Source organism: Streptomyces graminofaciens (assembly GCF_030294945.1).
GTDB lineage: Bacteria > Actinomycetota > Actinomycetes > Streptomycetales > Streptomycetaceae > Streptomyces > Streptomyces graminofaciens.
Window position 1 is genome coordinate 8,906,121 of sequence record NZ_AP018448.1, and the last position, 18,742, is coordinate 8,924,862.

17 protein-coding genes are annotated in these 18,742 nt (G+C 71.5%); 8 read left to right on the top strand and 9 right to left on the bottom strand.

Going from position 1 to position 18,742, the window contains the following annotated elements; genetic code table 11:
- Positions 1–63 precede the first annotated feature (63 nt).
- On the bottom strand, positions 64–1,437 hold the full coding sequence (locus tag SGFS_RS39155; protein ID WP_286256959.1) for an SLC13 family permease: 1,374 nt from the start codon (positions 1,435–1,437) through the stop codon (positions 64–66).
- Between the two features lie 231 nt (positions 1,438–1,668).
- Here SGFS_RS39155 and SGFS_RS39160 point away from each other — a divergent pair, with 231 nt between their 5' ends.
- The 3 genes from SGFS_RS39160 (at position 1,669) to SGFS_RS39170 (ending at position 6,429) form a co-directional block, all read left to right on the top strand.
- Entirely contained in the window at positions 1,669–2,379 is a 711-nt protein-coding gene (locus tag SGFS_RS39160; protein ID WP_286256960.1) for a FadR/GntR family transcriptional regulator, read from the top strand.
- A 55-nt stretch (positions 2,380–2,434) separates the two neighbouring features.
- Complete coding sequence (locus SGFS_RS39165; RefSeq protein ID WP_286256961.1) at positions 2,435–3,328, top strand: ATP-grasp domain-containing protein; 894 nt, start codon at positions 2,435–2,437, stop codon at positions 3,326–3,328.
- 122 nt (positions 3,329–3,450) lie between these two features.
- On the top strand, positions 3,451–6,429 hold the full coding sequence (locus SGFS_RS39170; RefSeq protein ID WP_286256963.1) for a LuxR C-terminal-related transcriptional regulator: 2,979 nt from the start codon (positions 3,451–3,453) through the stop codon (positions 6,427–6,429).
- A 140-nt stretch (positions 6,430–6,569) separates the two neighbouring features.
- Here the strand turns inward: SGFS_RS39170 and SGFS_RS39175 are convergent, their stop codons facing one another.
- From SGFS_RS39175 to SGFS_RS39185, 3 genes are all read right to left on the bottom strand, one after another.
- Positions 6,570–7,496: an MEDS domain-containing protein gene (locus SGFS_RS39175; RefSeq protein ID WP_286256965.1), complete on the bottom strand. Its 927-nt coding sequence runs from the start codon at positions 7,494–7,496 to the stop codon at positions 6,570–6,572.
- A 118-nt stretch (positions 7,497–7,614) separates the two neighbouring features.
- Positions 7,615–8,223: a hypothetical protein gene (locus SGFS_RS39180; RefSeq protein ID WP_286256966.1), complete on the bottom strand. Its 609-nt coding sequence runs from the start codon at positions 8,221–8,223 to the stop codon at positions 7,615–7,617.
- 112 nt (positions 8,224–8,335) lie between these two features.
- Positions 8,336–8,995: a hypothetical protein gene (locus tag SGFS_RS39185; protein ID WP_286256967.1), complete on the bottom strand. Its 660-nt coding sequence runs from the start codon at positions 8,993–8,995 to the stop codon at positions 8,336–8,338.
- 182 nt (positions 8,996–9,177) lie between these two features.
- Between SGFS_RS39185 and SGFS_RS39190 the strand changes: the two genes are divergently transcribed.
- Both SGFS_RS39190 and SGFS_RS39195 read left to right on the top strand, forming a co-directional pair.
- Positions 9,178–9,951, top strand: coding sequence for an IclR family transcriptional regulator (locus SGFS_RS39190; protein ID WP_286256968.1), 774 nt, complete (start codon positions 9,178–9,180; stop codon positions 9,949–9,951).
- Positions 9,948–10,796 (top strand): SMP-30/gluconolactonase/LRE family protein, encoded by an 849-nt coding sequence (locus SGFS_RS39195; protein WP_286256969.1) that lies wholly within the window; start codon positions 9,948–9,950, stop codon positions 10,794–10,796. The genes SGFS_RS39190 and SGFS_RS39195 overlap by 4 nt, the downstream gene beginning before the upstream one ends.
- A 31-nt stretch (positions 10,797–10,827) precedes the next feature.
- On the opposite strand, the gene SGFS_RS39200 is transcribed toward SGFS_RS39195, so the two are convergent.
- Together SGFS_RS39200 and SGFS_RS39205 are read right to left on the bottom strand one after the other, a co-directional pair.
- Positions 10,828–12,087 carry an MAB_1171c family putative transporter gene (locus SGFS_RS39200; protein WP_286256970.1) on the bottom strand — a complete coding sequence of 420 codons (1,260 nt, stop codon included), beginning with the start codon at positions 12,085–12,087 and terminating at the stop codon, positions 10,828–10,830.
- Positions 12,088–12,095: 8 nt separating this feature from the next.
- Positions 12,096–12,686 (bottom strand): toxin-antitoxin system, toxin component, encoded by a 591-nt coding sequence (locus SGFS_RS39205; RefSeq protein ID WP_434028236.1) that lies wholly within the window; start codon positions 12,684–12,686, stop codon positions 12,096–12,098.
- Positions 12,687–13,041: 355 nt separating this feature from the next.
- Here SGFS_RS39205 and arfA point away from each other — a divergent pair, with 355 nt between their 5' ends.
- The 3 genes from arfA to SGFS_RS39220 all read left to right on the top strand — a co-directional run bounded on the left by arfA (position 13,042) and on the right by SGFS_RS39220 (position 15,511).
- Complete coding sequence (gene arfA, locus SGFS_RS39210; RefSeq protein WP_286256971.1) at positions 13,042–14,556, top strand: arabinosylfuranosidase ArfA; 1,515 nt, start codon at positions 13,042–13,044, stop codon at positions 14,554–14,556.
- A 117-nt stretch (positions 14,557–14,673) separates the two neighbouring features.
- Positions 14,674–15,132 (top strand): RrF2 family transcriptional regulator, encoded by a 459-nt coding sequence (locus SGFS_RS39215; protein WP_286256972.1) that lies wholly within the window; start codon positions 14,674–14,676, stop codon positions 15,130–15,132.
- Positions 15,133–15,229: 97 nt separating this feature from the next.
- Positions 15,230–15,511, top strand: a complete 282-nt coding sequence (locus tag SGFS_RS39220; RefSeq protein WP_286256973.1) for a hypothetical protein — start codon at positions 15,230–15,232, stop codon at positions 15,509–15,511.
- A 115-nt stretch (positions 15,512–15,626) separates the two neighbouring features.
- On the opposite strand, the gene SGFS_RS39225 is transcribed toward SGFS_RS39220, so the two are convergent.
- The 3 genes from SGFS_RS39225 to SGFS_RS39235 form a co-directional block, all read right to left on the bottom strand.
- Entirely contained in the window at positions 15,627–16,049 is a 423-nt protein-coding gene (locus tag SGFS_RS39225; RefSeq protein WP_286260290.1) for an ATP-binding protein, read from the bottom strand.
- 305 nt (positions 16,050–16,354) lie between these two features.
- Positions 16,355–17,125 carry an intradiol ring-cleavage dioxygenase gene (locus SGFS_RS39230; RefSeq protein WP_286256974.1) on the bottom strand — a complete coding sequence of 257 codons (771 nt, stop codon included), beginning with the start codon at positions 17,123–17,125 and terminating at the stop codon, positions 16,355–16,357.
- Between the two features lie 125 nt (positions 17,126–17,250).
- Positions 17,251–18,507 carry an extracellular solute-binding protein gene (locus SGFS_RS39235; protein WP_286256975.1) on the bottom strand — a complete coding sequence of 419 codons (1,257 nt, stop codon included), beginning with the start codon at positions 18,505–18,507 and terminating at the stop codon, positions 17,251–17,253.
- Positions 18,508–18,742 lie beyond the last annotated feature (235 nt).

Below are 18,742 nucleotides of genomic sequence, written 5' to 3' on the forward strand. Positions count from 1 at the left end.
GTACTCCTTAGCTGTTGCCGTCGTTCTGCTGTTCTACCGCTGCTGCCATGTTCGCCCGGGTGTCTACCCCCAGCCCGGCACGACCAGTACCAGCCACACCACCGCCGGTACCGCCGCCACCACGATCCCTCCGTACATCATCAGCTGCCGGAAGAAGCGCTCACGGTCGACGTCCGGTGCCGCGGCCAGCACCAGCGCGCCGTTCGTGGAGAACGGGCTCACGTCCACGACCGTCGCCGACACGGCCAGGGCCGCCACCATCCCCACGGCCCCGATCTCGCCCTGCGCCAGGAACGGCACCGCAAGCGGGATCAGCGCGCCCATGATCCCCACCGAGGAGGCGAAGGCCGACACGATCGCGCCGATGTAGCAGAGCAGTACGGCCGCCAGCAGCGGTACGCCGATGCCGCCGACGCCCTCGCCCGCCCAGGTGATGGTGCCCATCTCGTCCAGCACGCCGACATAGGTGAGGACACCGCAGATCAGCAGAACCGTCGACCAGGCGATCTCCCCGACCGCCTTGCGGCTGTCCGTCGGCCACACGGTGCTCAGTACGACGGCGAGGGTGATCGCGGTCAGGCCCGCGTCGAGGTCGAGGGCGAGTACGGCGACGACGAGCGCGACCAGGGCGGTGAGGGTGGCGACGCGGGCGGGGGTGAGACGGGTGGTGTCGGGGGCGTCGGTGCGGGTGGCGACGGTGGTCGCGACACCCCCGGAACCCCCGGTGCCGGTGCCGGTGCCAGTAACTGTGCCTGTGTCGGTACCGGTGGCTGTCCCGCCCTCCGGCGGCAGTTCCTTGCCCTTCCCGTCACCGGTCTCCACCGACCCCTGAGCCCACAGCTTCAGCCCGCCGAAGAGCACGAACACGACCCCGGCGATGACGACGTTCACGATCAGCGACGCGAGGAACAGCGCGATCTCGTTCCCCGGCAGCTTCTCGCGCTCCACGATGCCGTTGACGATCGAACCGTAGATGCTGATCGGCGAGAAACCGCCGCCCTGGGCGCCGTGCACGACCATCGCGCCCATCAGCAGCGGACTGATCCCGTAGCGGGCGGCGAAGCTGAGCGCGATCGGCGCGACGATCGCGACGGCGGCCGGGCTGACCGCGCCGATCGCCGTGAGCGCGCCGGTGATCGCGAACATCACCCAGGGGATCAGCGCCACCCGCCCGCGGACGAGCCGGATCGAGGCGTGCACCAGCCAGTCGGTGGTGCCGTTGGCCCGGGCGATCGCGAAGAGATACGTGACGCCGACGAGGACGACGAACAGGTCGCCGGGGAAGCCGGCGAAGATGCCGTCCGCGTCGAGGTCGGCGACGAGCGTGCCGACCCCGAAGGCGGCCGCGAAGGCGAGCGCGCCCATGTTGACGGAGCGGGTGGTGGCGATGACGAACACCACGGCGAGGACGAGGATCGAGACGAGTTCGGGGGACATACGGGCTCCCGTCGTTGGGTCCCGGAGCGGCTGGGAGTGGGAGTGGGGGTGGGGGTGGGGGGAGGCCGGAAGGGTGACCGGGAATGGCCGAGTGGCTCAGCCACTTACGGGTGGTCAGCCTGAGCGCGTACGCCCGTCGCGTCAAGAGGTCGCGCGAGAATTGGCTCAGCCACTCGGCCACCTGCCCGCCCGGCGGACGGTGGGTTACGCTCCCGAGGAGAGGGGGACCCCGTGACCGACGCCCTGCGCCCCATGACGAAACAGCGCCTCTACGAACAGGTGCTCGACCGGCTGCGCCAGTACGTCGCCGAGGGCGGCCTGCGCGCCGGCGACCGGCTGCCGCCCGAACGCGATCTGGCCCAGCGGCTCGGCGTCAGCCGCGCCTCCGTGAAGCAGGCGATCGTGGTCCTGGAGGTCCAGGGCCTGGTGGAGGCACGGCACGGCGGCGGCACGTACCTGGTCCGCGACAGCCTCGACGTCGAACCGGTCGAGAGGATGGTCGAGCGCCGCCGGCGTCTGCCCGACGTCCTGGAGGCCCGCGAGGCCCTGGAGACGAAGCTCGCCGAACTGGCCGCCGAGCGCCGTACGGAGGACGACCTGGCCGCGATGCGGTCGGCGCTCACCCACATGGCCGAGGAGATCGAGCGGGACGGCCACGGCATCGAGGGCGACCGGCTCTTCCACTCGGCGGTGACCGCGGCAGCCCACAGCAGCCTGCTCGCCGAGTTCATGCGCTCCATCGCCGACCAGATCGCCGAGAGCCGCACCGAGTCCCTCCGCCAGCCCGGCCGCCCCACCCGCTCCCTCGCCCAGCACCAGGCCATCCTCGACGCGATCGCCGCAGGCCGCCCGAGGCAGGCGGCCACGGCCATGCGCCGCCACGTCCGTACGGTCGCGAAGGTCCGCCTGCTGGACTGGGAGCCGGACGACTCGCCCGCCTAGGGCCCTTGGGCCTGCCTCCCCCTTACGAAATCACCCGCACGAGTATGGAGCACCCGTGGCGCAGACCCCCCGTATAGCCATCGCCACCTACGACCCCCGGCCGGAGGAGAGCCTGGACCGCGATCTGCCGGTGCTGGTGACGGCGCTGCGGGAGGCCGGGGCCGATGCGGAGTCCGTGTACTGGGACGACCCCGGAGCCGACTGGGCGGCGTTCGACCTCGTCGTGATCCGCTCCACCTGGGACTACAGCTGGCGGGCGGCCGAGTTCGTGGCCTGGGCGGAGAAGTGCGGGAAGGTGACGAGGATCGCCAACCCGGCGGACGTCGTGCGCTGGAACACCGACAAGCGGTACATCGGCGATCTCGCCCGGGCCGGCGTGCCCGTCGTGCCGACGAGCTATCTCGCCCCCGGTGACCCCGTCGAGGTGCCCGACACGCACGAGTACGTCGTGAAGCCCACCTCCGGCGCGGGCGCCCGGTTCGCCGCCCGCTACACCCCGGACCGGCGGGAGACCGCCGTACGGCACATCGAGCGGATGCACGCCGAGGGGCTCACCGCGATGGTGCAGCCTTTCGTGGCGAGCATCGACACCGCCGGGGAGCGGGCCCTGCAGTTCTTCGGCGGACGGCTGCTGCACGCCAGCCGCAAGGGGGCCGTGCTCGCGCCCGGCACCCCGTACGACGCGGAGAAGGTCGCCCACCCCGACCTGGAGCCCTGGACCCCGACCGAGGCCGAACTCGCCGTCGCCGAGCGGGCGTTGGCCGCCGTACCGGGGGTGCCGGAGTTGCTGTACGCGCGGGTCGACCTCGTCGACGGGGACGACGGACACCCGTGCGTCATGGAGCTGGAACTCGTCGAGCCCAACCTGTTCCTGTGGCTGCACACGGTTTCGCTGCCGCGCGTGGTCCAGGCGATCCTGGAGGCGGCCACCGACGGGGACCCCGCCTGAGGTCGCGCGTGCTGCCGCCTCTCACCCGAAGAGGCGGCAAATCCACGAACCGGACGTCCACCCGTGCCCGCTGCCCACCCTTCGGGGTTACAACAGCGCGTACGGGAACCCTAGTTAAGGGCGTGACGGGGATCGTGGGCGAATGGGCGGCGCGGGGCACTTCCGGTTTCCCGGCGGAGCCGACGAGCTTCGTGGGGCGCCGGGACGAGGCGGCGGACGTCAGAAGGTTGCTGACGACGGGCAGACTGCTGACTCTGACCGGGCCCGGCGGAGTGGGCAAGACCCGGCTCGCCGGGCATGTGGCCGGGCAGGTCGCGCGGTCCTTCCCGGACGGCGTGTGGCTGGTGCCGCTGGCCGCGCTGCGGGACGAGGCGTTCGTCCCGCACGCCGTGATCGACACGCTCGGCGTGCGCACCGAGACGGTACGGCCGCCGCTGGACGTCCTGGTCGAGCATCTCAGGGGACGGCGACTGCTGCTCCTGCTCGACAACTGCGAGCACGTACTGGGCAGTTGTGCCGTGCTCGCGGGCGCGGTGCTGGCCGGGACCGAGGGTGTACGGATCCTCGCCACCAGTAGGCACCGGCTCGGGCTGGCCGGGGAGCGGCTCTTCGAGGTGCCGCCGCTGTCCGCGCCCGCGCCGGAGGAGCTGAGCACGGCCGCCGCCGAGACGTACCCCGCGCTGAGGCTCTTCGCCGACCGGGCGGCGGCCGTGGTCCCCGGCTTCACGCTCGGCGAGGGCAACCAGCAGGCCGTGGCCCGGCTGTGCCACCGCCTCGACGGGCTGCCGCTCGCCATCGAACTGGCGGCGGTCCGGGTGCGCGCGCTGGGCGTGGACCAGCTGGTCGAACGCCTCGACGACCGATACCGCCTGCTCACCGGCGGCAGCCCCGCTTCGGCCCCCCGCCACCGGACGCTCCGCTCGGCGGTCGACTGGAGCCATGAACTGTGCACCGCACAGGAACAGTTGGTGTGGGCGAGGCTGTCGGTGTTCGTGGGCGGCTTCGACTTGGCGGCGGCGGAGGCGGTGTGCGGGGGCGGGGGTGCCGGGGCGGCTGATACCGCCAGGGGACTTGAGGCTGTGGGGTCTGCCGAGGCTGCCGGGCTGTCTGAGTCCGCCGGATCCGGTGGATCCGCCGGATCCACCGGGTCCACCGGGCTGTCTGAGTCCGCCGTGCTACCTGAGTCTGCAGGGGCCGGCGGCTCTGCAGACTCTGCCGAATCCGTGGGCCACCCGCTCGGCCCGCTCGGCTCCTCCGATGTCGTCGGTGCCCAGCCAGCGCGTGGCCTGTCCGGTGCCGCCGGCTCTGCCGGTGTGCGTGGGTCTTCGCTCGGCGGTGGCTCCTCGGACGCGGCCGACGTCTCCGGCTCACGAGGTTCCTCCGCCGACGACGGCCCCTCTGCCGACGACGGCCCCTCCGGTGTCGTCGGCCCTTCCGACGAACGGGGCGCCACTGATCCCGTCGGCTCGTCCGGAGCGAGCGGCGACGCCTCCGCTGCCCCCGGCTCTTCCGGAGCACGAGGCTCCTCCGACGCCCCCGCCTCCGCGGACTCCCTCGGCACTGCCGATGGTCTCGACTCCGCGGACGTCCTCGACGCCGTCGCCGGGCTCGTGGACAAGTCCGTGCTCGTGCGGGAGGAGTACGGCGGGCAGGTGCGTTACCGGCTGTTGGTCTCGTTGCGCGAGTACGGGCTGGAGAGGCTGCAGGACCTGGGTGAGGTCGTCGGGGCGCGGCGGCGGCACCGGGATCACTTCGCGCGGCTGGCCGCCGAGTACGAGCGGGCGTGGTTCGGGCCCGACCAGGCGGAGATCACCGACCGGCTCCGTATGGACCTGAACGACTTCCGGGCCGCGCTGCACTTCTGTCTCACCACCCCCGGCGAGGCCAGGCACGGGCTGCGGCTCGCCTCCCGGCTGTGGTTCCACTGGGTCGCGTCCGGTATGTGGGGCGAGGGTCGGCACTGGATGGACGGCGCGCTGCGGGCCGGAGCGGGTCCGGACGTGGCGCTGACCCGGGCGTTATGGGCGGGCGCGCTGATGTCCCTGGTGCACAGCCGCTCCGCAGCGGTCCTGGCCGCCCTCGACCCCGCGCACAGCGCGACGAACGCCGGCACGGAGGCCGACGAAGCGGACGAAGGTGTGGGCCACGGACAGGCCTACAGGGACGCCGACGCGGAACTGCCGGTCCCCGCGCCGCCACGCGTACCGCCCGGCCCCCTGGTCCAGGGGCGGACGCCCACGGCCTGCTTCGTCGTCCTCACCCGGGTCGAACTGGCCTGCACGCTCGTCTGCCGGGGCCGGGCGGCGGAGGCGGTGCCGTTGTGCGCCGAGGCCGTCGCGCTGTGCGAGGCGCACGGCGAGCAGTGGGCGCGCTCCTGGGCCTTGCGCACGCTGGCCCTCGCGCACTGGGCGATGGGGGAGTACGCGCCGGCCGCCGAGCAGGCCCGTGCCTGTCTGCGGCTGCCGTACACCGGGCGCCAGCGGCAGAGCCTCGCCCGCACCCTGGACCTGCTCGGCGCCGCCGAGGCCCTGGCGGGTGAGGCCGAGCGGGCCGGCGTACTGCGCGGAGCCGTCGACCGGATCTGGCACGACATCGGCGGCAACCCGATGGAGTACCGGCGGCCGGGACGCCTACGGGCCCCCGAACGCCACGCCAGGCTCGCCCTCGGCGACCACGCCTACGAGCGGGCCCACCGCCGAGGCGCGGCACTCACCCCGGACGAGGCCGTCGCGTACGCCCTGAGGGAGACAAGCGGGGAGACAAGCGGGGAGGCAGCAGGAGAGACACCGGAGAGCACCCCCAACCCCCCGGAACCCACCCCCGCCCCCGCCCCCGTACCCGCACCTGTCCTCGAGGAGGTGGCGTTGACACCACGCGAGGCGCAGGTCGCCGCCCTCGTCGCCGAGGGCCGCACCAACCGACAGATCGCCGACACCCTCGTCATCGCCCAGCGAACCGCCGAGGGCCATGTCGAACGCATCCTCGCCAAGCTGGGCTTCCACAGCCGGAGCCAGGTGGCGGCCTGGTTCAGCGCCGGTGCCCGAACGCAGGCCGGGCACTCGCCGCCTGGCACGCACGCTTCCCCGGACGACGAGCGGTGATCCACCGGGGTTCGGGCGCAGGGGCGGGACGGCTCAAGGCGCCTGCGGGCTCCGGACCCTGTCGCGGAACCGGGCTGCGGATCCGCCCGCACGACGCCTACCGGCCGCTGAAGGCGGACGGTAGGGACGAGGACCGGATCTCAGTGCTCGGCCCCCTCCGACACCCCCGGCTCGTCCTCCACGCTGAGTGCCAGCTGCGGCACCTCGTCGGCGCCCAGCTGCCGTAGGACCAGGCCGAGCAGTTCCCCGCAGCGGACGGTGACCTGGCTGCCCGGGGGGAGGGACGCGGCGAGGCTGATCAGTTGCCAGGCGCAGTGTGCCTCCATGAAGCACAGGTCCCGCAGGTCGAGGACGAGGCGGCTGGGGCCGGCGCTCTCGCGGCGGGCCAGCGCCTCGCGCAGCACCTCGAACTCCGTACGCGGACCCGACTCGGCGACGTCGGCGACCACTTCGCCTTCGGGGCCCTCGCGGACGTCCACCTCGTCCGTCCGGGCCTTCACCCGAAGCGGATGGACCCGGCCCATCCCGGCCAGGAACTCGTCGCCGAACCGCTTGCGGTCGTACCAGCAGATCGCGGTGAACAGCGGGTCCGCGAAGAGTGGCGCCACCGACGCCTCGTACTCCAGCAGCCGGTCCTGGTCGAGGTTCACCCGTGGCGCCCAGCCCATGTCGGCGGTGATGCTCAGCCCCGACCAGCCCTCGTCGTAGGCGCGGTTGACCTCGTCGGTGTACGCCTCGATCGTGCGCTCTTCGTGGAACCGGCCGTCCGGTACGTACATCTCCGTGTTCCGCCTGAGCGAGAGCTGGCCGCTCTGCCGGGCCCGTACCGCCTGGCCGCTGCCCTGGTCGAGCAGGGCGACCACCTCGTCGTTGCTCAGATCGTCCGGGTCCATGACCAGCAGGACCTTCTCCCGCCGGGCCAGACTGGTCCGGGTGTAGGCGGTGAACACCCGCCACGGCGAATCCCCGTCACCCGTACCCCCCGGCCCCAGACAGGCATGATCCCCCAGCCGCAGCCGCTCGGCAGCCACGGTTCGCTCCGCTGGGTGCTCGGTCGTGTCGGTCATAAGCGGACGGTAAGGCTATAGGGAGGGAGATATGGCGAGTGGTCGCAAATTGACCAAGGGTGATTGATCGGATCGGTAACTCGACTGCGTACGACCACGGACATTCGGCGTGACCGGCTCAGGCACTCACCCGCTGCAACAACCCCCACGTGAACTCCGCGACACACTCCCGCCGCAGCCCCTCCGCGTCGGACGCGACGAACGCCAACCCCCACCGCGTGGGCGCCGTCCCCTCCAGCGGCCGTGCCGGTGCGAACGCCCGCGCCACCTCGTCGACCGTGCAGGACCAGGGCGTCAGGTCCGCCAGTGTCGTCGGCTCGGGGCCGGAGGCGCCCGGGGCCCGTACGAGCCACTCGTTCCACACCGCCCCGTTCGCCGCCCGGAGCACCTCGAAGCGGAGGTCGGGCCAGAGGGGGACCGGCCAGAGCAGGGCCTCGCAGTCCAGGTCGCCGATCCTGCGGGGGGTGACGGACTCGGGCTCGCCGAGGACCGAGCGGTACCGGGAGGCCGCCCCGCGTGCCCGGGGTGAGCGGACCATCGCCTGCCAGCGCTTGTTGGCCTCCCGCATCTCCGCCAGCGAGACGCCCAGCGTGCGCCGGGCGTCGTCGACGAGGTCGGGGTTGTGGTCGGCCATCCGCCGCAGCAGGACGAGCTGGAAGTCCAGGGGAGTGAAGGGGCGGAAGGGGCCAGAGGGACCGGGGTGCTTCGCGGAGGACATGGCGCCCATGGTCGTACACGGTCCCGGTCCCCGGCGGGGGCGCGGCGGCGCCCGTCCGGGATCCGGGAGGAACAGGACCGCCTCCACCTGCGGCCTTGGTGACACAGTCGCCGTCGACCGCCTACGTCAGCTCGGCCCAGACCTCGTCCACCAGCCGCGCCACCTGGCTCGGCTCATGGGCGATGTCGCCCGACAGATTCCGGATCTGCACGGTCAGCCCGGCGTCCGCACGCTGGCAGGACACCACCGACACGGCGTCGGAGTCCGGTTCGTTGCCGGCGTTGGTGGGCTGGTTGTAGAGGACGCAGTCCACCTCTTTGAAGTTCACCATCTGGTTGGTGGCCACCTCAAGGCCCAGGGCCACGGGGTCCTCGTACGGCACATACGGTCGCGGGGAGGACCCGCGCACGATCGCCAGCTGGAAGAGGGAGTCGAAGGAGGAATTGGCGAAGGACCGGACGACGGCCGGTGCGCCGTCGTACGCGTCGGACAGCCGCTTGCCGCTCTTGCTGTCCCAGGTGCGGACCCGCTCCGCCGTCTCCTGCCCGCTCTTGCCGCCGTCGTCCAGGTCCAGCGCGACCTTGTCCTGGTGGACGAACCCGCCGAGCCGCTCCGGCGCCGAGAGGTCCCCGCCGGGGGCGGCCGCCCCCGGCGCGCCCGGGGAGGCTGTCTTCTCCTCGTCCCCGGTCAGCAGCCAGGCCCCGCCGATCAGGGCCGCCCCCACCAGCAGACCGGCCAGCCCGACGAGACCGAGTTGCGTCCCTCTGGTAGCTTCCGTCACCGTACGCCCCCGTTCCCCTCACCACGTGGAAGGGCACTGCCCGTGCACCGGCCGCCGGAAACACAGGGTGTTCCCGGCCATTGCCCGCTCAGGGGCACTATGACTAGCCTGTGTTCGTTATGCCGATCGACTGTTGAAATTTCGAACACAGTCACCACAGACCTAAAGGGAGGGGGCCGACCGTGGGACGCCTCGTACCTGCCGTGACCCGGGCGCTCGACATATTGGAGCTCTTCCTCGATGGGGACGGCACGCTCTCCGCCCCCGACATCGTGCGCAAGCTCCAGCTGCCCCGCACCACCGTGCACGAGCTGGTCACCACGCTCGCCGCCCGGGGATACATCGTGGCGGTCCAGGGCCAGCCGGGACGGTACCGCCTCGGCGTACGCCCGTACCAGCTCGGCAGCCGCTACGCCGAGCAGCTGGATCTGGCCGCCGAGGGCCAGCAGGTCGCCCGTACCGTCGCCGAGACCTGCGACGAGACGGTGCACGTGGCGATCCTGGAGTACACGGACGTCATCTACATCGCCAAGGTGGACTCCACGCACGCCGTCCGCATGGTCTCCGCCGCCGGGCGCAGGCTGCCCGCGCACTGCACCTCCGTCGGCAAGATGCTCCTCGCCTCCCTTCCCGAGCACGAGCTCAGCGCCCGGGTGCCGGACGACGCGAACCTGATCAGGATGACGCCCAACAGCATCACCGACCCGGCCGCCCTGCGCGAGGCCCTGGCCAGGATTCGTGAGCGGGGTCTCGCCGTGGAGAGCCGCGAGTCCAACCCGGACGTGTCCTGCGTCGCCGCCCCGGTCCGTGACCGCACGGGCCAGGTCGTCGCCGCGCTCTCCATCTCCGTCCCCATGATCCGCTGGAGCGACGAGCGCCGCGTCGAGCTGGAGCAGCTCGCCGTCAAGGGCGCGGCGGAGCTGTCCGAGCGCCTCGGTCACCGGAGCGTGGCATGAGCACCTACGAAGTGGCCGTCCGCGAGTACGCGACGCTCGGCGAGGGCCCCACCTGGGACGCCGACGCCCAGCGGCTGATCTGGATCGACATCCTCGGATCGAGGGTCTTCACCTTCGACCCGGCCTCCGGCCGCCGCACGGCCCTCGTCACCGAGCAGCACGTCGGCGCCGCCAAGCCCCGCGTCGGCGGCGGACTCGTCCTCAACCTCCGCGACGGCGTCGGCCTGCGCGACCCCGACGGCACATTCCGCTGGCTGCACCACGAGCCGGTCCCCGGCCGCCGCGCCAACGACGCCGCCGTGGCCGCCGACGGCTCCCTCTACGCCGGCACCATGCGCTACGACGAGGCCCCGGGCGGCGGCACCCTCGCCCGCTTCACCGCCGACGGCACCGTGGAGACCGTCCTCGACGACGTGGCCGTCAGCAACGGCACGGGCTGGAGCCCCGACGGCCGCCTGATGTACTACATCGACAGCCCGACGCGCCGGATCGACGTCTTCGACCACGAGACCGGTGAACTGCCCACCGAACGGCGGCCGTTCGCCACCATCGAGGAGGGCGCCGGCTTCCCCGACGGGCTCACCGTCGACGCCGAGGGCTGTGTCTGGGTCGCCCTGTGGGAGGGCGGCGCCGTCCGCCGCTACACCCCCTCCGGCGAGCTGGACCGGGTGATCGAACTGCCGACGCCCCGCCCCACGGCCTGTGCCTTCGGCGGTGCCGACCTCACCGACCTCTACATCAGCACGGCCCGCATCGGCACGGACTCCCCGCACCCCCTGTCGGGTTCCCTGCTGGTGGTGCCGGGCGCCGGTAAGGGACTCGTTCAGCCCGCCTTCGCGGGCTGAACCACAGCGCGCCGGACCACACCGCACCACGTCACGGCTGTCGGTCGGCGGGCGACACGGCGGCCGCCCGGGCGCGTACCGCCTCGATCTCGGCGGTGCGGCGCAGGACCCGGGAGACGGTCTCGATGTCCTGGAGGAGGTCCGTGGGGTCGGGGAAGGCCGGGGGAGCCTCCCCGCCGTCCTCCCCGCCCTCCTTCGCACCGGGACCCTCGGCCGAAGGGCCCGCCGCCGCCCGCCGGGCCGTGACCGCCTCCTGGATGGTCACGGCGGCGGCGAGCGCCTTCGCCCGGCCCGGCGCGTGACCGAGGCCGAGGGCGGCGTCGTACGCGCGTCGGCGCAGGTCCTCGTCGAAGTGGCGGACCAGTTGCAGCAGGACGTCGCGGATGAACGTCTCGCGGCGGGTGAGCCGCAGTTCGGGCGAGGCCCGCAGCACGAAGCGGCTGCCGGGGCCGTCGCCCGCGCTCCGGGCCAGCAGATACAGGGGCCGCAGCCGCCAGTGGCCGAGCCGTGTCCGCCAGCGGTCGTGCAGATACTGGCCGGCGTGCGGAAGGATGAAGCCGACCGCGATGAGGATCGCCGAGACGGAGGCGACCGGCGGCGCCACGTCCGTGCTCAGCCAGTCCAGATCGCGCCCGGCCCAGCGGGCCGCGACGGCCCCGAGCTTCGAGGCGTCGTACACCAGATTGAGCGCGTAGCCGACCCCCAGGGCCTTCAGACCACCGCGCAGCCAGGCGTCGAGGCCGTCCGTGCGGACCCAGTTCCGGATCAGCCGGTAGGTGATCAGACAGGCCACCGTGTGCGCGCCGAGATAGAGGACGATCTCCTCGCGCATGAAGGGCGTCGTGGCGTAGTACGTGTCCAGGTCCCGCGGCCGCTCCTCGGGCACGTCCGCCAGCGCGAACAGCACCCACAGGGCGACGATCACCCCCGAGTAGACCGAGACGACCCGGCGCATGGCCCGCCGGGTCGCGGCCGAGCGGTCCGACGGGCCGCCCCGCCAGGCGATGATCATCAGCAGGCAGGACGCGCAGAACGCGGTGAGCAGCGAGTACACCCAGGGCGCGGCGATGTTCGGCACACCCGTGACCCGGTTGATCCACGCGATGGACGACGGTTCCGCGCAGACGAACACACAGCAGGCGAGCAGCAGCAGACCGCCGACCGCGCGCAGCAGCGCGTCCTTCCACAGCATGACGATGCTGGGCAGTTTGATCACCAGGGCGGCGGTCAGCACGGCCGCCGGGATCCATAACGAGATGTACAGACCGCCGAAGAAGTCGGCGAGGCTCATGGCCGTCCTCATCCCTGCGACCTGCGGTATCCCAGCGATGCCTGGATGGCCTTCCCGACCGGGTCGGCGGGACCGTCCTGTCCGCCCTCCACCCAGGAACGCAGGGCGGTGGCGAGGCGATGCCCGAAGTCCTCGGCCTCCCGCTCGTCCAGCGCGTGCGAGCCGTTGCGCGCGGACACCGCGAGCGCCGACCCGCGCAGGCCCGGATCACCGGACAGGGCGCGCGCGGCGGCCGCCGCGTCCGGCAGCTGGTGGTGACAGTGCCCGGCGTGCATGTGCCACAACTCGTGGCCCAGGATGACCAGTTGCTGTACGGCCTCGGCCCGCTCCTCCACCACGACGAGGTCGAAGTCCTGGAACTCCATCCACAGACCCGTCACGTCGACACCGTCGGGAAACCGCTCGAACCGCAGCTCCACGGGGCGCCCGCCCCGCCGCGCACTCATCTGCGCGCACAACGCCGTCCCCAACTCCCGTACGTCCACGGGCGCGTCGACCGTCGCCCGTAACGCCTTCACCAGCGCACCGGTCAGTCTGCGCATCTCGCCGTCGGCCCGCGAGGGCAACAGGGGCGACCACAGCCGCCGGGCGCGCCCCACGGCCCGCCGTACGCGGGCGAACGGCAGCCGGCCGGTCCGTTCCGGGCGGTCTTCGACGGTCTCGGCGAGGGGGTCCGGGAGCGGCGGCACGGGCCGACTTTACGGGGCGGATCGCGCCCGCACCAAGGGAATCCACGCCAAAGAGAACCGCTGCTCGTCGGCCCCGGCGCACGATCGCCGGCCCCCCGGGCGGACGGACGGAGGGGCCCCGGCGGACGGACGGAGGGGCCCCGCGAGCGAGCTGGAGGCCCCCACGAGCGAACGCCGGTCGCCTTGACGGGCAGGTGCGACGACCATAGCGTTTCGTTCGATTATGCGATCGGTATCCGGTATCTCGAACGCACGAAAGGGCCCCATGTCCCGCACCGCCAGGTTCACGCTCGACCCTGCCTTCACCATCGGCGAGGTCAACCCCCGACTCTTCGGCTCCTTCGTCGAGCACCTCGGACGCTGTGTCTACACGGGGGTGTTCGAGCCTGGCCATCCCACGGCCGACGAGGCGGGCCTGCGCACCGATGTGCTGGACCTCGTCCGCGAACTGGGCGTCACCACGATCCGCTACCCAGGCGGCAACTTCGTCTCCGGCTACAAGTGGGAGGACTCCGTCGGCCCCGTCGAGGACCGCCCCCGCCGCCTCGACCTCGCCTGGCGCTCCACCGAGACCAACCGCTTCGGCCTCTCCGAGTACATCGCCTTCCTGAAGAAGATCGGCCCCCAGGCCGAGCCCATGATGGCCCTCAACCTCGGCACCCGGGGCGTCGCCGAGGCCCTCGAACTCCAGGAGTACGCCAACCACCCCGCCGGCACCGCCCTGTCCGACCTCCGTGCCGCCCGCGGCGACAAGGACCCCTTCGGCATCAACCTCTGGTGCCTGGGCAACGAGATGGACGGCCCCTGGCAGACGGGGCACAAGACCGCCCAGGAGTACGGCCGGATCGCCGCCGAGACGGCCCGCGCGATGCGCCAGATCGACCCGGGCATCGAACTCGTCGCCTGCGGCTCCTCCAGCCAGTCCATGCCGACCTTCGCCGAGTGGGAGGCGACGGTCCTGGCGGAGACGTACGACCTCGTCGACTACATCTCCCTGCACGCCTACTACCAGCCCGAGGACGGCGACGTCGACTCCTTCCTGGCCTCCGCCGTCGACATGGAGTCCTTCATCGAGAACGTGGTCGCCACCTGTGATCACGTGGGCGCCAGGCTGAAGTCCAAGAAGAAGATCAACCTCTCCTTCGACGAGTGGAACGTCTGGTACATCTCGGAGTGGCACGCGATCGAGAACTCCGGCGCGCGGGACTGGGCGGAGGCCCCCCGCCTGCTGGAGGACAATTACAGCGTCACCGACGCCGTCGTCTTCGGCTCGCTCCTCATCGCCCTGCTGCGGCACGCCGACCGCGTCACCGTCGCCTGTCTCGCCCAGTTGGTCAACGTGATCGCCCCGATCATGACCGAGCCGGGCGGCCCGGCGTGGCGCCAGACGACGTTCTTCCCGTTCGCCCAGGCCTCCCGCTACGGCCGCGGCCAGGTCCTCGACGTCCGGGTCGACTCGCCGACGTACGAGACGAAGAAGTACGGCGAGGCGGACCTGCTGCACGCCACCGCCGTGCGCGCCGAGGACGGCTCGGTCACCGTCTTCGCGGTCAACCGAAGCCGGACCGAGGCACTGCCGCTCGAAGTCGCCCTCGGCGGGCTGGACCTGACGTCGGTCGTCGAGCACTGCGTGCTGGCGGACGCCGACCCGGACGCCCGCAACACCCTCGACGAGCCCGAGCGGGTCGCCCCGCACGCGGCCGAGGGCACCGCGCTCCGGGACGGCGTCCTGACCGCCGTACTGGAGCCGCTGTCCTGGAACGTGATCCGGCTCGGCTGAGAGCTCGGGTTCGGCTGTCGGCAGCCGTGTGCGGGTTGCTCGCGCCCGGGCGGCGGAGCCGCGTATCGACACAGCCCCGCGCCCCTGACGGGGCGCGGGTGGTCGACAATGTTTGTCATGAGGATCTCGGCGCGGGCGGATTACGCCGTGCGGGCAGTGCTTGAGCTGGCCGTACGGCAGGGCAGTGGGCCGGTGAAGGCGGAGGCCATCGCGGCTGAGCAGGAGATTCCGCACAAGTTTTTGGAGGGGATCCTCGGCGACCTCAGGCGTGGCGGGCTCGTCACCAGCCGACGGGGCGGCAGCGGTGGCTACCAGCTCGCCCGGGACCCTGGCGCGATCTCCGTCGCCGATGTCATCCGGGCGGTCGACGGGCCCATCGTGTCGGTGCGCGGAGAGCGCCCCACCGGCCTGACCTACTCCGGCTCCGCCGAGCCGCTGCTGCCGCTGTGGATCGCCCTGCGCGCCAACGTCCGTCGCATCCTGGAGGGCGTCACGATCGCGGACATCGCGGCCGGCGCCCTCCCCGAGCCGGTGAAGGAACTGGCGGCGGAGCCGGCGGCCTGGGAGAACCCGTAGGTCACGGCGACTTCCTCGTCGCGGTCGCCGTGTGACCCCAGCGCGTTCACAGCGCCGCATCAAGGATTTCTTCAGATGCGTTTCTAACTTCTCCGTCATGACAGAGAACACCACGCCCCAGCAGGCAGCCGACGACAACGACGGCGAGACCGGTGGCAAACACCGCCGGAGCAAGGCCGTCCAGCGCCGCCGAGTCCTGATCGGCGGAGCCGGTGTCGCCGCGGCGGGCGGCCTGGTGGCCGCCGGGCTCGCCTCCGCCGACACCACCACCGACGAGACCGGGTCCGCCTCCTCCGACTCCGGTTCCTCCAGCTCCACCGGTCCTCCCGGATGTCCTCGCGGACGAGGGCGCCTTCGAGGGAGTACGGGCCTTCGGTGACCTCGGCGTTCAGGACGCAGACACTGCTGATGTAGGTATCAACTGGCGCTGATTACACGCGAGTTGGGACACACTCCGTGTGTCGCCGGGCACGGGACGCGTTCGCCGGGGCGTCTCAGTGCAGTCGCATCGCCAGGGTCACCTCGGCCCCCGCGCCCGCGTCGTGCGTGGTGACGGTCAGTCGGTCGGTGACCAGCCGGGCGAGCCACAGGCCGCGGCCGGGGCAGTCCTCCGTGAGGCCGGGGAGGAGTTCGGGGATGGCGGGGACGAAGCCGGGGCCCTTGTCGGTGATACGGCACTCCAGCTCGTCCTGGAGCTGCCGCAGCTCCAGCCGGCCGTGGCCGCCGGCGTGCTCCACGGCGTTGGCGGCGATCTCGCTGACGGCGAGCGTGAACTCGCCCAGCCGGACCCCGCCCAGTCCCGCCGAGGCCGCGGTGTCCTCGACCTGGGCGCGCAGCTGGGGCAGGTTCTCTCTGGTGAAGTGCCGTTGCAGCAGGATTGTCCCGCCGCTCCTGCCGTCCGTCTCCCCGCCCGGCATCGCAGTCGCCTCCTCTCGCTCGGGGTCGATGGGCCCGGGCGCGGGGCGCTGGGCGTCAAAGGCGAACTGCCGCACATCGTCCACGCTAGCCGTGCTCGCCGCATGTGTACCCGCGCGATCGAGAGGACATCGCACCTGGTCGAAACCGTATGAAGCCGACCGAATGGTGACCGTTTCCGGCCGACCTCGGCTGATCGGTTTTCGTGCTCCGATCAGCCGGGCCGGAGGTGCCTGGACGTGCCGGGCGGTGCCGGGAGGTGCTCGGCAGTGCCCAGGAAACGCTCAGAGGGGTTTCCCGGGAGTCGTCAGCCCTGCTCGATGCCGAGCGTCAGCGTTCCGGTGTAGCCCGCGGAGGGGGAACTGCCCAGCGCGGTGAGCGTCAGGAGGCCGGACGCGGCGCCTCCCTCGTCGTAGATGGAGTCCTGGGCGAGGGTGGTGCGGGTGACCGTGTTCGCCGAGTACGGGGACAGGGCGCCGACCCTCGCCGTGATCGTCTCGTTGAAGAACAGCTGGCCGGTGTGGAGCTCCTGGCCGCCGGTGAACGAGCCGTCGGAGGTGAGTGTGACGCCGGTGTGCACCTTGACGTGGATGTGCACGCAGCGGCCCCGGTACCAGCCTGGGTAGACCGAGGTGATGTTCGCGACGCCGCTGGAGTTGGTGAGGACGCCGCCGCGCAGGAAGGTGCCGTTGTCGGGTTCGCTGTGGCCGTTGTTGCCGACGAACCCGGAGTACTCGCCGAGCGCGTCGGCGTGCCAGATCTCCACCAGGGCGTTCGGGATCGGGGCGCAGGTGTCGTCGTCGACGACGGTGAGGGCGAGCCGGAGCGGGAAGCCGGTCTTGTCCTCGGCGATGTTGGTGCGGACGAGCTGTCCGTCGAGGTAGTAGGGGCCTTCGGTCATCTCCTTGGTGAGAGTGCAGACGGCCGCGGCGGCCACGGGGGCCGTCGCGTCGGCAGTCGGGGCCTCGGTCGTGGCGGCGGCCCCCACGGCCAGGGTGGCTGCGGTGGCGCCGGTGGCGATCAGCACCGTGCGACGCCCTATCGAACTGCCTTCTTGAGCTTCCGTGTTGTCTGTCATGAGCATGGCATGCTAGAAGCGGAATCTGTTGATCGGCTGTCAGAGACGTAAAGTGACGGAACGTCAAGTCTCTTGCGAGACAGGCAAGTTGAAGCAGCGTTGAACCACCCGTTGAGGGGTGGTGGTCACTGGGTCGCCTGGGCGATCGACTCGAGAACCGTCTTCGGGTTGCCGTTCGGGGCGACCGCCTTGCCGATCTGCTTGCGGATCGCCGCGGCGACCTCGGACCAGTTGGTCTCGGCCACCGGGTAGAGCTGCAGATTCTGCAGGGTGTCCAGGCCGCTCCACTGGGAGCGTTGGTCCTTGTCGGCGCGCATCTGGTCGGCGACCGGGGTGGTGACGGGGAGCAGTTCGTACTCGTTGGCCTGCTCGGTCACGTACTTGTCGCCGTAGAGGAAGTTCAGGAACTGGCCGATCGCCTTGCGGTGGTCGTCGTTCTTGAAGGCGACGACCCAGTCGGCGGTGCCCATGGTCGGGGTCTCCTGGCCGGTGCGGCTGGGCAGCGGGATCGAGCCGTAGGGCACGGACTCGGAGGAGTCGTCGATCTGCCGGATCAGTGAGAGCGGGCCGTTCACCATGGCCGCGTCACCGTCGAGAAAGGCCTTGACCGCGTCGCTCCGGTTGAGCTCGCCGGGCGCCACCGGGCCCGTGAGCCCCTCCCCGACCAGGTTCTCCTTCAGCCAGGTCAGCGTCCTCACATTGGCGGCGGAGGCGAGGTCGTACGAGTTCGTGGAGTCGGTGTAACCGCCCTCGCCGGCCAGCAGCCACATCAGCGTCTCGGCCTCCGCCTCCTCCGGGCCGAGCGGCAGCGCGATCGGATACTTCACGCCCTGGGCCTTCAACACCCGTGCGGCGACGAGGAGTTCCGCCCAGGACTTCGGGGGCTTCAGACCGGCCCGGGCAAAGAGATCCTTGTTGTAGTACATCAGCCGGGTACTCGCGGTGAACGGCAGCCCGTACTCCTCCCGGTCCATCTCCCCGGCCTCCGCGAGGCTCGGTATGAAGGACGCCTGGACCGGGATCGACAGGATGTCCTCCGCGCTGTAGAGGAGGCCCTTCGCGGCGTACTCGGAGTAGCCGTCCGACTGCACGATGTCCGGCGCGTCGCCCTTCTCGACCAGCTCGGCGACCTTCTCGTCGATCTCGTCCGGGTCGTAGACCTTCACATCCACGTCGATGCCCGGGTTGTCGGTGCCGAAGGCGAGGACGACCCGGTCCCAGAACCCCTCGGAGTTCTTGTGCACGCTGTCGCCGTAGTTCGTCGCGACGACGGTCAGGGTGACGTCCCCCGCCCCCGAATCCGTGGTCTCACCACACCCGGCAAGCCCGACCATCCCCCACGCGGCCGCGACCGCCACCACCGTCCGGGCCCTATGGCGCACGGTCCACCCACTTCCAGCCGAACCCGACACACGGGAGCACAGGCGTCACCGCGCGTATGCGAAGAGCTTGATCGTAGGCCGGTCACTTGTGCGAGCGAGGCCATGGGCGTTGCGTTTTCATTCCAAGGCTGTGACGGAAGTGACCGGGGGAGGTCTGTGTACGACAGGAGGTACGGATCGGACAGGCTCGTGGTTCACGCCGCTGCACACTCTTGTGGAGGACCTCGATGGTGCG